Origin of the sequence: Alteromonas sp. 14N.309.X.WAT.G.H12, from assembly GCF_036697315.1 — a bacterium.
Classification (GTDB): domain Bacteria; phylum Pseudomonadota; class Gammaproteobacteria; order Enterobacterales; family Alteromonadaceae; genus Alteromonas.
Map to the genome: position 1 here is coordinate 1 of NZ_JBAHZB010000087.1, position 14,678 is coordinate 14,678.

General features: G+C 44.4%; 13 protein-coding genes, 1 other RNA gene and 1 pseudogene. 13 read left to right on the top strand and 2 right to left on the bottom strand.

Going from position 1 to position 14,678, the window contains the following annotated elements:
• From hppD to maiA, 4 genes are all read left to right on the top strand, one after another.
• The coding region (hppD, locus tag V5298_RS16195; RefSeq protein WP_332932482.1) for a 4-hydroxyphenylpyruvate dioxygenase at nt 1-587 on the top strand (587 nt) is incomplete at its 5' end.
• Nucleotides 580-1,728, top strand: a complete 1,149-nt coding sequence (locus V5298_RS16200; protein ID WP_332932483.1) for a homogentisate 1,2-dioxygenase — start codon at nt 580-582, stop codon at nt 1,726-1,728. The genes hppD and V5298_RS16200, both read left to right, overlap by 8 nt.
• Nucleotides 1,725-2,735: a fumarylacetoacetate hydrolase family protein gene (locus V5298_RS16205; protein ID WP_332932484.1), complete on the top strand. Its 1,011-nt coding sequence runs from the start codon at nt 1,725-1,727 to the stop codon at nt 2,733-2,735. Before V5298_RS16200 ends, V5298_RS16205 begins: the two co-directional genes overlap by 4 nt.
• A 22-nt stretch (nt 2,736-2,757) precedes the next feature.
• Complete coding sequence (maiA, locus tag V5298_RS16210; RefSeq protein WP_332932485.1) at nt 2,758-3,414, top strand: maleylacetoacetate isomerase; 657 nt, start codon at nt 2,758-2,760, stop codon at nt 3,412-3,414.
• A gap of 23 nt (nt 3,415-3,437) precedes the next feature.
• On the opposite strand, the gene V5298_RS16215 is transcribed toward maiA, so the two are convergent.
• Complete coding sequence (locus V5298_RS16215) at nt 3,438-3,905, bottom strand: Lrp/AsnC family transcriptional regulator (RefSeq protein WP_332932486.1); 468 nt, start codon at nt 3,903-3,905, stop codon at nt 3,438-3,440.
• A 190-nt stretch (nt 3,906-4,095) separates the two neighbouring features.
• Here V5298_RS16215 and V5298_RS16220 point away from each other — a divergent pair, with 190 nt between their 5' ends.
• Together V5298_RS16220 and ffs are read left to right on the top strand one after the other, a co-directional pair.
• On the top strand, nt 4,096-5,151 hold the full coding sequence (locus V5298_RS16220) for a Glu/Leu/Phe/Val dehydrogenase dimerization domain-containing protein (protein WP_332932487.1): 1,056 nt from the start codon (nt 4,096-4,098) through the stop codon (nt 5,149-5,151).
• Nucleotides 5,152-5,243: 92 nt separating this feature from the next.
• Nucleotides 5,244-5,340, top strand: an RNA gene (ffs, locus tag V5298_RS16225) — signal recognition particle sRNA small type.
• 10 nt (nt 5,341-5,350) lie between these two features.
• Here ffs and V5298_RS16230 read toward each other — a convergent pair.
• Nucleotides 5,351-5,629, bottom strand: coding sequence for a late competence development ComFB family protein (locus V5298_RS16230; RefSeq protein WP_332932494.1), 279 nt, complete (start codon nt 5,627-5,629; stop codon nt 5,351-5,353).
• A gap of 549 nt (nt 5,630-6,178) precedes the next feature.
• Between V5298_RS16230 and V5298_RS16235 the strand changes: the two genes are divergently transcribed.
• The 7 genes and pseudogenes from V5298_RS16235 to V5298_RS16265 form a co-directional block, all read left to right on the top strand.
• A complete protein-coding gene (locus tag V5298_RS16235) occupies nt 6,179-9,028 on the top strand; it encodes a TonB-dependent receptor domain-containing protein (RefSeq protein ID WP_332932488.1) in 2,850 nt (949 codons plus the stop codon).
• Between the two features lie 73 nt (nt 9,029-9,101).
• Nucleotides 9,102-10,913, top strand: a complete 1,812-nt coding sequence (locus V5298_RS16240; protein ID WP_332932489.1) for a putative 2OG-Fe(II) oxygenase — start codon at nt 9,102-9,104, stop codon at nt 10,911-10,913.
• Between the two features lie 535 nt (nt 10,914-11,448).
• Complete coding sequence (locus tag V5298_RS16245) at nt 11,449-12,213, top strand: DUF3450 domain-containing protein (RefSeq protein ID WP_332932490.1); 765 nt, start codon at nt 11,449-11,451, stop codon at nt 12,211-12,213.
• Between the two features lie 6 nt (nt 12,214-12,219).
• Complete coding sequence (locus V5298_RS16250) at nt 12,220-13,578, top strand: MotA/TolQ/ExbB proton channel family protein (RefSeq protein WP_332932491.1); 1,359 nt, start codon at nt 12,220-12,222, stop codon at nt 13,576-13,578.
• Nucleotide 13,579: 1 nt separating this feature from the next.
• Entirely contained in the window at nt 13,580-14,104 is a 525-nt protein-coding gene (locus V5298_RS16255; RefSeq protein WP_332932492.1) for a MotA/TolQ/ExbB proton channel family protein, read from the top strand.
• A gap of 11 nt (nt 14,105-14,115) precedes the next feature.
• Complete coding sequence (locus V5298_RS16260) at nt 14,116-14,514, top strand: biopolymer transporter ExbD (protein ID WP_332932493.1); 399 nt, start codon at nt 14,116-14,118, stop codon at nt 14,512-14,514.
• 1 nt (nt 14,515) lies between these two features.
• Nucleotides 14,516-14,678, top strand: a pseudogene (locus V5298_RS16265) (energy transducer TonB); the annotation flags it as partial.

A 14,678-nucleotide genomic window follows, 5' to 3' on the forward strand; every position in this document is an offset into this window, starting at 1 on the left:
CTCATAATGTGTGCCGGGGAAATATGGATCACTGGGCAGGATTTTATGAGCGCATCGGTAATTTCCGGGAGATTCGCTATTTTGATATAGAAGGCAAGCTCACCGGCTTGGTGAGCAAAGCAATGACCTCGCCCTGTGGAAAAATCCGTATTCCGATTAATGAATCGGTGGATGATCAATCCCAGATTGAAGAGTTTATTCGCCAATATAATGGTGAAGGTATTCAACACATTGCGCTATCCACCACGGATATCTTTGCTACGGTGTCCGAGTTGAAATCCAGAGGTATGCCGTTTATGGATACCCCAGAAACCTACTACGATGGCGTAGATAAGCGCCTGCCCGGTCACGGTGAAGACGTCGAACAGTTGCGGGCATTACGTATACTGATTGATGGAGCGCCACAAAAAGACGGTATTTTGTTGCAGATATTTACCGATACGGTAATAGGTCCGGTCTTTTTCGAAATTATTCAGCGCAAAGGGAATGAGGGGTTTGGGGAAGGGAATTTCAAAGCGCTATTTGAATCTATCGAGCTTGATCAAATTCGCCGAGGCGTGGTAAGTCAGGAGAAGCAAAATGGCTAACTGGATCCGATTACCTCAAACCCAGGGCCGGTATTCCAAACAGGCCCATGCGGATTTCCCTGACAGCGCCATTTATGAACGTGAAGTAGGACGCAATGGGTTCTTTGGCCCCGCTACCCATTTACATCACAAACATCCACCCACCAGTTGGTGTCATTGGGAAGGGGAGTTACGTCCCCGCGCATTTAATTTGAACAAGCTTAAAAATGATGATGCTGATTCACCCTTTGATGCGCCGGTTCTGTTGCAAAACCGTCATTGTCAGTATCGCTTTTGGATCTGCAAAGGTCCCATGGATACGTTGGCCAGAAATGCCGATGGGGATGACTTAATGTTTGTTCATAGTGGGGCTGGAGAACTATATTGTGACTTTGGTCACCTACATATTGAATCCGGTGACTATGTTATTTTGCCCCGCTCAACAATGTGGCGTTTGGTACCTGAAGATACCATGGCATTGTTAATGATTGAGGCCACTAACGAGGCCTACCAATTGCCCGATAAAGGCATCTTGGGTCATCACGCCATTTTTGATCCGGCAGTATTAACAACCCCTGAAATCAATAACGCTTTTTTAGCGCAGCAGGACGAAAATACCTGGCGTGTCATGATAAAGCGTCATAATCGCCTCTCGGTTGTGACCTATCCTTTTAATCCATTGGATGCCGTTGGCTGGCATGGGGATGTCAGTGTGGTCAAATTGAACTGGCGGGATATTCGGCCAGTGATGAGCCATCGCTATCACCTGCCACCTTCTGCCCATACGACCTTTGTTGCTCCACGATTTGTGATCTGTACTTTTGTCCCTCGTCCGGTGGAAAGCGATCCTGACGCCTTAAAAGTACCGTTTTATCATAATAACGATGATTTTGATGAAGTCTTGTTTTACCACCAAGGCGACTTTTTCAGCCGCGATAATATTGATACAGGGATGGTGACGTTACATCCCGCTGGTATTACTCACGGTCCTCACCCAAACGCATTTGCGGTGGCCAGAAGCAACCCTAAAACCTTTATCGATGAAGTGGCGGTGATGTTGGATGCTAGAGATGCCCTTGAGGTTTCCCCTTCGGCGGTTGAAATTGAAAATGCTGCCTACGTGGATAGCTGGCAGGGGCCAACAGCGGAGCGCAAAAAATGAAATTTGCAAGTTACAAAAATGGGCAACGGGATGGTCAGTTGATGTTGGTGTCTCGGGATTTGACTACCGCAATCAACGTGAGTGATATCGCGCCAACGCTACAATATGCCTTGGATCATTGGTATCAACTGGCGGATAAATTGGAGGCTCGTTATCAACAGCTGAATGAGGGACGTCTTCATGGCGTAACGTTTCAGGCGTCACGGTGTGAATCACCACTACCAAGAGCCTATCAATGGGCCGATGCCAGTGCCTACGTGAACCATGTTGAGTTGGTCAGACGCGCGAGAGGCGCCGAAATGCCTGCAACCTTCTGGACAGATCCGTTAATGTATCAAGGGGGCTCCGATGATTTTATCGGCCCAAGAGACGATATTATTTTACCTAGTGATGAATGGGGCATCGATTTTGAAGCTGAGGTGGCGGTGGTGACTGATGATGTCCCCATGGCTTGCAGTGAAACCATGGCGGCGGAACGGATACGTTTGATCATGCTGGTCAATGATGTGTCGCTGCGCAATTTGATCCCCGGTGAGTTGGCAAAAGGCTTTGGTTTTTTCCAGTCGAAACCGGCCAGTAGTTTCTCTCCTGTGGCGGTAACGCCTGATGAATTAGGGGATGCCTGGCAAAGTTGCAAGGTACATCATCGATTAAGGTCTACCTATAACGGGGTGCTATTTGGTCAACCCCATGCAGGTAAGGATATGACATTTAATTTCGCACAACTTATTGCTCATGCCGCTAAAAGCCGTAACTTAAGGGCCGGAAGCATCATAGGTTCAGGTACGGTATCTAATCGACAAGATCTTAGCGAGGGCGCTTGTATTGGCGAAGGAGGCGTGGGCTATTCCTGCATTGCTGAAAGACGTATGGTCGAAACCCTGTTGCATCGGCATCCATCCACCCCTTTTATGCAGTTTGGAGATAAAATACGTATTGAAATGCTTACCGATGCTTGTCAAAGTATATTCGGTGCCATTGAACAGCGCGTTAAACCACTTGATTAAAAAGGTGGATAAGGAGCAATTTATGAGTCTCAAACTTTATGGGTACTGGCGGTCTTCCGCTACATATCGGGTTCGTATCGCCATGAACTTAAAAGGGCTTGATTATGAGTATGTGCCCGTTCACCTGGTTAAAGAAGGGGGCGAACAAACCCACGATACCTTCAAACGATTAAATCCAGCGCAATTAGTTCCCGCACTGGTGGACGATGATGAAGATTTCGCGCTGAACCAGTCTCTTAGCATTATAGAATATCTTGATGAACGCTATCCTGAGACGATTCAGCTTTTACCACAGCATGCATTAGAAAGAGCGCGGGTCCGCGCGTTGGCTTACGATATTGCCATGGAAATGCAGCCCCTGGGTAATTTACGGGTATTAAATACACTCAGAGAGGATTTTCATGCAAATGACGACGCCGTTGCTGCTTGGGTAAGAAACTGGTCACAAATCGGTTTTAAAGCCATCGAGGAACGTTTGCAGACCCAGGCCGGAAAATATTGCTTTGATTTTGATATCACCCTAGCGGACGTTTGTTTGGTGCCGCAGGTGTATATTGCCAAACGTTTTGGACTGGATATGTCCGCTTTCCCACTCATCTCTTCTATTTGTGAGCATTGCGAATCCTTAGAGGCATTCATTGCTGCAAGACCTGAAAATCAGCCAGATTGCCCAGAATAGCCGGGCAATCTGTGGCAACATAACTACTGACTCTTAATGGGAAGTTCTGTTGTGTTTTTAACTTGTTTCAGGGCAAAGGTAGAACTTAAATGATCTACCAAGGGCAGGTGAGTGAGCTTGGTTTTTAAAAGGTATTCATATTCCTCAATGCTTTCTACTACCACTTTAAGCAGGTAATCTTTTTCACCACTGGTGGTATGGCACTCCACAATCTCATTAATGGATTGCACGGCATTTTCAAAATCGGTGAGTGAATCGCCATCGTGATTTTTTAATGTTACGAAAATAAACACAGAGACACCCAAATTGAGCTTTTTGTTGTTCAGTAGGGTGACTTTACGCAGGATGATCCCATCGGCTTCCATCCGCTTGACGCGCCGCCAACAAGGGGTATGAGACAATCCCACTTTCTGACTGAGATCTGCCATTGATACGGTGGCATCTTGTTGCAGTACCCGAAGAATTTCGCGGTCAAATTTATCTAATTTCATTTATGACATTCTCGTTAGGTATATGATAATTATTATATCCTATCTATGATACTAGGATATATATCCTAGTCTATAGTTGATGGGACTAACCGCATTTCCAGTGAGAAAAACTTGCTCAAAACAACGCAAAATTTGTCCTCCGTGATACTGGTTAATATAGGCTATCTTTGGCGCAATAGAAGAAATATCCATGTCTGTTTTTGAGCACCCTGAATTTGATAGTCACGAACATGTGGCATTTTGTCACGATAAAGCCTCGGGTTTGAGTGCCATTATCGCGGTTCACAACACCCAATTAGGGCCCGCACTAGGCGGATGTAGAATGTGGCCGTACGGGAATAGTAACGAAGCCTTAAACGATGTACTTCGCTTGTCCAAGGGGATGACATATAAATCAGCCATGGCTAATTTAAAGTTGGGTGGAGGCAAGTCAGTCATTATTGGCGATCCCAGACAACATAAATCAAAAGCCCTCATGCAGGCCATGGGAAAGTTTGTTGACTCCTTGGGTGGTCAGTATTACACCGCAGAAGATTCGGGCATCAGTGTGACGGATCTACAAACCATGGCGACCCAGTCTGATTACATCACTGGTGTTAAGGCCAATTACCACTACAACGGTGAAAAGCCTGATGGAAACCCGGCACCCTCTACGGCATATGGCGTGTTTGTCGGTCTCAAAGCGTCTGTGCAATATGCGCTTAATTGCGACTTAAAAGACGTTAAAGTGGCAATACAGGGGGTGGGCCATGTTGGATATCGCTTGGCTAAGCATCTACATGAGCATGGCGCCAAACTTTATGTGACGGATATCTATCCTGAAGGTGTTCAGCGAGCGGTCAATGAATTTGGTGCTACGCCAGTATCACCAGACGCCCTTTATGCTTTAGACGTGGATGTCATTGCCCCTTGTGCGCTGGGTGCATCAATTAATGATGAAACCTTACCGCAAATTAAGGCGAAGGTGATTGCAGGAGCGGCCAATAATCAGCTGGCTCGTGAGGAAATGGGCGAGTGTTTACGTCAACTTGGGATCCTTTATGCCCCTGATTATGTAATTAATGCTGGTGGTGTTATCGACATCTATCATCAGCGCATGACCTCTTCAAATGGTGCGCTGCGTTCACATATTGAACAGATTGGTGATACCTTAACTTCGATCTATGAGCGGGCAGATGCCCAGCAAGGCGCAACGAACCGTATTGCGAATGCTATTGCGGAAGAACGATTTAACTATAAGGGTTGAAACTTCGTCTTCAAATCGTCATAATGCGCCGCGCTTGAGATTTGTATCGGTTAACGATGTGGTCTCAAGTGACAGCAAAGTTCAATGGTGGGCCTTGGTCCTCTCGCAATGATACTCTGTGAATCCGGTCAGGCCTGGAAGGGAGCAGCCGCAGCAGACGACTCATGTGCCGGGATGTGGCTGGGGTCTGCCACCCAATCTACTCACTCTTTTTCTTCTTCATATTTTGCTCTAAAAAGCGTAACGCCTTGTCTACAGCGTATTCTACATTCATTTCCATTTGTTGCCTTTCGTTTATAGGCAAGTAAAACGCCATATCCACTTCATAGCGAATATATCTCGGTGGCACCTGATTTAACGCAAGGCAGCAAAGATCAGCAAGAAAATCCTGAGATTTGGTTTTATTCAAGCCCAATGTTGTAATGCGCTCGAGTACCAGTTGTTCATAATAGTTGTGTATATCGTCATCCAATTTCATTTCACATTCAAACCCTCTTGGTCTATTCACAATTTCTGCGCAGAGCATGACTCTTAATTTATAGTCGTTATACCGTAAAAGTCGAATTAGAAAAGCAAATAAATAGAACCATAAGGGGGCAGTAAAAAGACGACTAACGGGAATACATTCTCCATCCTAAAATGTTAATAGCTTGTGACAAATTTACATTCCACCCATTGTGTAAAGCATTGGTAATGATAGGTAATGGGAAATTTACGTGTTTTTTCGTGGTGAATATCATCTTTTTTTCCATAAATGAGATGATTTATCTTTTATATACGATAATAAGGATTGTTCTTTTCGTCTTGACGTTACTTTTACATTTAATTCGAGAGTGATTTCCTAATAATGTAAAAATTAAAAAAAATATTGAACTTTTGGAACTTAGCTCTGCAAAGTCTGTTGACCGCCTAATCACTATGTGGTTATTATCAATCACAAGGCGTTATGCCTTAAAAAATTATAAGTCGTATTAAAACGATTTAATTACACACACTAAATCATATTAGTGGTCCAGGGAGACAATACATGTTTAAAAATTCAAGACTGGCTAAGTCAGTGAAGCTTGCTTGTGCCTTCGGTGCAGCATCAGCTGCACTTGCGACACCTTTATCAGCCTTCGCACAAGACGATGATTCAGCCGAAAAAGTTGAGAAAATCGAAGTAACAGGGTCACGTATCAAACGTACCGATATCGAAACTTCTAGCCCAGTACTGGCAATTGATGCGGAAGCGATTCGTTCTACCGGTTTCACCCGTGTAGAAGACGTGATGAACTCCATGCCGCAAATCGAAGCCGCTGAAACATCATTCCAAGCTAACGGTGCTACCGGTGTGGCTACCCTTGACCTTCGTGGTTTGGGTGCTAACCGTACATTGGTATTGGTTAATGGTCGTCGTTTACAGCCAGGTGGTATCTATAGCCAAGCACCTGACGTAAACCAAATTCCAACTGCGCTTATCAAGCGGGTTGATGTACTAACTGGTGGTGCTTCTACTGCCTATGGTGCTGACGCGGTAGCGGGGGTTGTTAACTTTATAATGGATACCGACTTCACAGGTCTTGAAATTCAAGCCGGTGCAGGTGGTTATCAACATGACAACGATAACAAATACATTCAAGGCTTGATGGACGATGCTGGCTACGACTACCCAAGCGGTGGCAGTGGCTTAGGCGGCGAGTCTTATAACCTAAGTATTACCGCTGGTGGTGATATTGATGGTGGTCGTGGTCATGTAACGGCATATGCAACCTGGCGTCGTAACAATGAGATGCTGCAAGGTGAGCGTGATTACAGTTCCTGTGCACTAAATTCTACCGCAACGGCTTGTGGTGGTTCATCCACGGCTGTATTGCCAAACATCTACTTTACGCCCAACGTATATGATGATGCAGGTGATTTGAGCTTTGATGACGAGGTACTCTGGAGCTTGGGCGAAGACGGTTTGTTCTATCCTTATGACGGTTCTAACCTTTATAACTATGCGCCAATCAACCACTTTATGCGTCCAAACGAGCGCTTTACCCTTGGTGCCTTTGCAGAATATGAACTAAGTGATAACGCCACGGTTTATTTAGAAACCTCATTCATGCACGACAGAACATCAGGACAAATTGCTGAGTCGGGTACCTTCTATGCGGAAATTTATGAACTAAGCTACGATAACGAAGCCGGTTTATTTAGTGATGCTCAAATTGATCAATTACTTGAAGAATTTGGTGACTTAAATAGCGATACCTTCACTGCCCAAATCGGTAAACGTAATGTGGAAGGTGGTGCTCGTGCTAACAATCTTGAACATAATTCGTTCCGTATTGTGACCGGTGTTGAAGGGTATTTGAATGATGAGTGGAGCTATGACTTAAGCTACATGTATGCCTCTACATCATCTTCTTCTGCTTATATCAACGATTTAGACATCAGCACCATTGGTCCACGTATCGGCGCTGTCGGTACTACCTGTACTGATGACTGCCTGTACTACAATGTGTTCCAACCCTATGGTGTTACTGCTGAGCAAGCGGCCCAGCTTTCTGGTACGGCTATCTTAACGGGTGTTACTTCGTTAATTGTATACTCTGGTTATGTTTCTGGTGAGTTTGATTTTACTGTACCGTCTGCTGAAACACCGGTTGCCGCGTCATTCGGTTTTGAACGTAGAGAAACTGATTACGAGCGTACAGCTGATACCATTTACCAAGAAGGTTCTCTGGCCGGTCAAGGTGGACCGACTAACAGCCTGATAGGTAACTATGAAGTTAATGACATCTTTGCTGAATTTAGCGTTCCTATCTTAGAAGGCGTAGCTGGAGTCGATATGCTGGCGCTTGACTTGGGCTTCCGTACTTCCGATTACTCAACGTCTGGTCGTAAGAACACTTATAAGATTGGTGTTGATTGGTCAATTAATGATGACTGGAAAGTTCGCGCAGGCTTCAACCGTGCCATTCGTGCGCCAAACGTCAGTGAATTGTTTGCGATTCAAAGCGTAGGTTTATGGCAAGGCGCCGATGGCTGTGCCGGAGATGATCCTACCTTCACATACGACCAGTGTGCGCAAATGGGGGTCACTGAATCTCAGTACGGTTCTATTAACGACAACCCAGCATCTCAGTACAATGAATTTACTGGGGGTAACCCAGATCTAGAACCTGAAGAAGCAGATACATTCACCCTCGGCTTGGTCGGTAACCCATTTGAAGGCTTCGATTTCTCAATCGATTACTGGGATATCGAGATGGAAGAAGTGATTGGTGACGTAGGTGCCCAGCGTATTCTTCAAATCTGTGCCGATACTGGGACTTTCTGTGACAACGTGATTCGTGGTGGTTCAGGTACAATCTGGCGTTCAGAAGATGAGTATATTGTTAACTTGTCTGATAACGTTGGTGGCCGTAAATGGCGTGGTGTAGATATTGACGCAACTTATTCTGTTGATGTTGGTGAAGGCACAGTGATGGTTAATATGATTGGTTCATATAACCTAGAGAAGGAATATCAGCCTTTATTAGCTGATCCTGAACAAAATTATGATTGTTCTGGCATGGTAAGTGTTGACTGTTTTGCGCAGCCTAAATGGCGTCATAACGCAAGTGTTAACTACACGCTAGATGACTTGACGGTTATCGGTCGCTGGAGATACTTCGGTGAAGTAGATATTGAAGGTGGCGGTCAAATCTCAAGCTATAGCTTCTTCGATTTAACGGGTAATTATGCGGTAACTGAAAACATTGCAGTTTCTTTGGGTGTGAATAATATCCTGGATAAAGAGCCGCCAATGGTTGACAGTACATTAGCGACAAACGCAAATACCGTAGCTGGATTCTACGACACATTAGGTCGTTATATATTCACAAACGTAACACTAAGTTTCTAATTTAGCGTTAGTATAAAACCGGTGCTTTGCACCGGTTTTTTTTTGCCAAATTGTGTAGTATTGTGATTATCTTATGACATATATATCGCCATCAGCACTATTCAAACAAGCCTATCAGCACCTTCAAAAGCAGCAATTTAGTCAAGCGGAACCCTTACTTGTTCAGCTTACTCAAGCACCAATACCCGCCGAGCAGGTTTGGCAACTTCTGGTTTTTTGTACTTACAGTCAAAAAAAATACGAAGATGCATTTTCTTGGTTAGCTGACAGCAAAAAAAAATTTCCCAATAGGCGTTGGCAGCAGGATGCTGGAGTTAAGCTATATCGTGCCGTAGGGGATGTGGAGAATGAATATAAAGTATTAAGCCTGATTGCTGGCGCTGACATAGAAAAAGCGCCTAGCGAGGTGTTACAAAGGCTGACCTTTTTAGCTATAAAACGTGAACGCTTCAGTGAAGCGCAAAAATATTTTGTTCAATGCCTTAATCAACTGGCGAAGGACTCATTAAGTTTTAATAAATTTAATCGGGATTACTATCGCAATATAGAACACTATGATGCGGCCTTAACTTACAGTGAAAAAGTGGTGTCAGCCAAACCACAGGATGTAGCGAACCTTCATGAGCATGCGGTTCTGTTACGTTTGAATGGGTATGCCCAAGAAGCTGTGTCAATCCTCTTACCACTTAGCGAGCAACAGTCTCATTTTGCCATTTACCACAATTTAGCTAACGCGCAGGCAGATCTTGGGAAGCTAGAAGAGGCTATCATCAATTACAACAAAGCCATTGGGCTTAATCCGAATTTTATTGATAGTCATGTCAATCTTGCTCGCATTAAATGGCAGCTTGATCATAAAGATGACTTTTTGACCTCCTTTAAGACAGCAGGTTTATTATCAACGGCCACGGGCTTTTTTGCCTATGGGGATAATTTACTAAAGGCCAAAGCGTATCCATTACTACGGGATGAACTTGACCTGCATCAGCAATTTTCTAACCTGGAATATTGGCACGAATTAAGGGCTGCATCGTTTCGAAATGAAGGACATTTTGCAAAAGCAGAAGCCGTCTATCAACATATCGCAGACACCTTTCCTGTTTCGGTCAAAAGTCGCTTAGAGCATAGTATCAATCAGCTTGAGTTACACCAATATGACGCAGCGTATGAGAAGCTCACCGCGTTAAGGGAACAAGAGCCTGATAATCAGCTTATCAAAGCATACTGGCACACGGCGGCGCGCTTGGCAAAAGGGCAGGGATTTGCTATTGATAAGCTTTATATAAAGCAGTGTTTGTTCCCTCAACACAACGCGCAGCAGCATAATGAATTGGCCAAAGAATTAGCGGCGGTATTGCGAACGCTACATTCATCGGTATCTCAGCCTATTAACCAAACGCTAGAGAAGGGGACGCAAACCCATGGTCATCTGTTTGCGTTACAACACCCGCTCATCGTGCGGTTAAAGCAGGCGGTGGATAAGGCCGTGTTTAGGTTTATCGAAGCGCAACAATTAGATAAGCATCGCCTAGTTAAAAAAGACGGTACACCTAATTATGTGGGGTCTTGGTCAGTGCGTCTTGAGGGCAAAGGGTTTCACCATAATCATATTCATGCTAACGGGCGTATTTCTGGGGTAGTATATATTTCATTGCCTGATATAGTGAGTCAGGAAGATAAAAAACAAGGGTGGTTAACCCTAGGTCAACCCTATGGCTATGGCAATATCAACCTAGCCCCTGATGTCATGATTAAACCTGATGTCTTACATTGTGTGTTGTTTCGTTCATTTGTCTGGCACGGAACTACGCCATTTGACAGTGATGCAGAACGTCTTACCGTTGCATTTGATGTGGGTGAATACGGTAGAATGGCTAAAAATTAAAAAAGAATCACTACCTTTGGTTATAGGTAGGCAAAATAATTTCATTTATTTCAATAATAAAAATCACTGAAAATATCGACTTTACGGTTAAAAGGTAATAAAGCTCGCAAATACACGTTATATTGCTAATATTTTGTTAACTAAAAGGGTGGCAAATATTGACAGGGTAAGGTGTGTCTGGGTTTTCGCTCGTTAAGTAAAATAGTCACAATTAAATAATTAGTCGCAAAATATCAGGAATTTGTCGGGAAATAAGACGAAAATACACCGGCTTAAGCGCTTTATTCTGGTATGACCAATCTGTGGCTGGTTAATCAATAAGCATTCAAACACAGAAAGGTTGGGTGTTAAGACTGTGTTACTTGACTCATTCTATAAATCCGTGTGAGTATTAGAGATTCGTAGTGATGCCGTTTTACAGGTAATTACTATCTTCCTTAAAAACATTGATAAAGTTTTTACGCCCCTGGCTAAAACAGTCCGTCTGTTTGCGCGAGGATTCAAATAAGAAATTTGGTTGGGAACTATGTCCAAGATGAGCAAGAGAACTCTTATTGCTTCTACTGTGATCGGTGCATTCGCACTAACTGGTAGTGCAGCTGTCTCTGCAGTGGAGCTATCTGATCTTCAAAAAGAAGATGCGAAGATTCAAGCTGCTGCAGCGAAATCTCAAGAAAAAATCAACACGCTGTTCGAACAGTCACAAGAACTGCTAGTTGAATACCGTCAAGTTGTAGATCAAACAGAGAACCTGAAAATCTACAATGATTACATTGCAAGCTTGGTCGCAGACCAGCAGCGTGGAATCGATTCACTACAACGTCAAATCGATAGTATCGAAGCGACGAAGCAGGGAATTGTTCCGCTCATGTTTCGCATGATTGACAGTCTCGATAAATTTGTTGAATTGGATGTTCCAATTCACTTAGAAGAGCGTCGTGAACGTGTGCAACGTCTGCGTGATCTGATGGCTAACTCTAACGTGACGGTTTCTGAGCAGTTCCGTCAGGTTCTTGAAGCGTATCTTGTAGAAGTTGAGTACGGTACTAAGATGTCGTCTTACCAAGGTACCATTGACGATCAAGGTACAGAGGTTACCGTTGACTTCTTTAACTTGGGCCGTACCGCGTTCCTAGCACTTTCATTAGACCAGACTCATGCTTGGGTTTGGGATAACGATGCACGTGCGTGGCAAGCATTGGGTGATGAGTATCTGGCATCTACCGTTGATGCAGTGAAAATGGCTAACGGTGTTATTCCACCGGATCTTATCAAGTTACCAATTAAAGCAGCGGAGTAAGCGTTAATGAAACCAGTATTCAAATCTCTTGTAGCCGCTGCAACCTTGGCAGTGGTAGCTTCCGGTGCATACGCACAAGAAGCAATGAGCCTGCAGGATCTACTGGAGCAGGTTAAACAAAATCGCGTATCTGAAGCGAATATTAACCAACAGCGTGAAGCTGAGTTCCAATCTGCAAGAGCTGATAAGCAAGCTTTATTAAGAAAGGCGCAAGCCGCTCTTAAAGCTGAGCAAGATCGTGGCGATCGCCTTTCTGAACAGTTCTCTGCAAATGAAGACACCTTGAATGAGAAAGCGGCAGAGTTAGACCAAGCTACCGGTACATTGGGTGAAATGTTTGGTGTAGTTCGTCAGGCATCTTCTGAAGCATTTGGACGTATTTCTACGTCAATTGTAAGTGCCCAGTTCCCTGGCCGTGACGATTTCCTTGCTGAAATGTCTGAAGACTCTAAAGGTCTGCCTAATATCCAAGAACTCGAAGACTTATGGTTTGCTCTGCAAACTGAAATGACTCAGTCTGGTCAAGTTGTTCGTTTCAACACTAACGTCATTAACTTGGAAGGCGGAACGTCTGACCAAACAGTTGTACGTGTTGGTACATTTAACTTGGTTAGTGATCAAGGTTACTTAGCCTACGATGCTGAAAACAAAGTGGTTCAGCCTCTTGGTCGTCAACCTGACAGCTACCTAGTTTCTTCTGCGCAAGAAATGACAGAAAGCACATCTGGCTTTGTTCCTTTCTATGCTGACCCATCTCAAGGCGCAATCCTTGGTCTGTTGAAGCAAAAAGCAACGATGATGGAACGTTATAAAGCAGGTGGTGTTGTTGGTTATGTGATTACAGGTATGCTGGCCATTGGTCTGTTAATTGGCCTGTTTAAACTGATTCAACTGTTCCTTACTGGCAGCAAAATCAAATCTCAGCTTAAAAATCCAGGTAACCCTTCAAGCAGCAACCCACTTGGTCGCATCTTAATGGTGTACAAAGAAAACAAAGGTGCTGATGCTGAAAATCTGGAATTGAAACTGGACGAAGCGATTTTGAAAGAGTTGCCAAGTATCGAAAGTGGCATCAACGTTATCAAGATCTTCGCAGCTATCGCGCCTCTGTTAGGTCTACTTGGTACGGTACTGGGTATGATTGCAACGTTCCAGACGATTACACTGTTCGGTACGGGTGACCCTCGTATGATGGCAGGTAGTATCTCAATGGCACTTGTAACTACTGCTCAGGGTATCATCGCGGCGCTGCCTCTGATTCTTACTCATAGCATCGTGGCTTCTCGAAGCAAATCAATCGTTCACATCTTAGATGAGCAAACTGCGGGTATCATCGCTGCTCACACTGAGACGGAGAAAGCGTAATATGGTTTACCTGATTGGATTATGGGAATCTGTCAGGGATTTTATCGCTACCGGCGGCGATGTACTTTATTTTGTCGCTGCCGCGCTCTTTCTCATGTGGGTATTAATGATTGAGCGCTACTGGTATATGACTGCGGTCTTCCCCAAGGTGAAGAAAGATATCATCGCTAAATGGGATGCTCGTAGTGATACTACCTCTTGGTATGCGCATAGGATCCGTGAAGCATGGATTTCTCAGGCGTCAGATGATTTAGACGCTAGGATGCTAATTATCAGAACATTAGTGGCAATGTGTCCACTAATAGGTCTGCTGGGAACAGTGACCGGTATGATTAGCGTATTTGAGACAATGGCAACGCAAGGCACCAGTAATGCCCGTTTGATGGCTTCTGGTATCTCGATGGCAACAGTCCCCACTATGGCGGGTATGGTTGCAGCGCTGTCAGGACTATTCATCAGTTCTCGTCTCGAAGCTAAAGCGAAGATGGCAAAAGAAGGCTTAGTTGATAGCCTGCCACATCACTAGAGAGAACGATTATGGCTCGAAAAGTCAGAACCGAAGAAGAAGATGCGTCTATTGATATGACGCCCATGTTGGACATCGTGTTCATCATGCTCATCTTCTTCATCGTTACTACTGTTTTCGTTAAAGAAGCAGGCATTGAGGTAAATAAGCCTGATGCGAGCCAAGCGGTTCTTCACAAAAACGCCAACATTTTCATAGCTGTAACAGAAGATGGAAGTGTTTGGCTTGATAAACGTGAAGTCGCTGTGGACGCCGTTAGGGCTAATTTAGAGCGATTGCTTACAGAACAGCCAACTGATTATGTGATCATTCAGGCTGACGTCAAGGCCAAGCATGGTATCGTAGTTGAAATTATGGACCAGGTTAAAGCTGCAGGTATTGATCGCGTGTCGGTTGCAGCGAGGGGTTAAGATGGTAAGGATAATCGTTTCTATATTGTTAGGTGCTGTTGTAGCATTTGGTCTATTTGTCGTAATGGCGAAGCTCATTGAGAACTCCGCCAGACCGGCAGATGCCGTGCCAGAAGCACCTGTAATTGACATTGTAATGCAAGAACCGGACGACGAGGTACAAA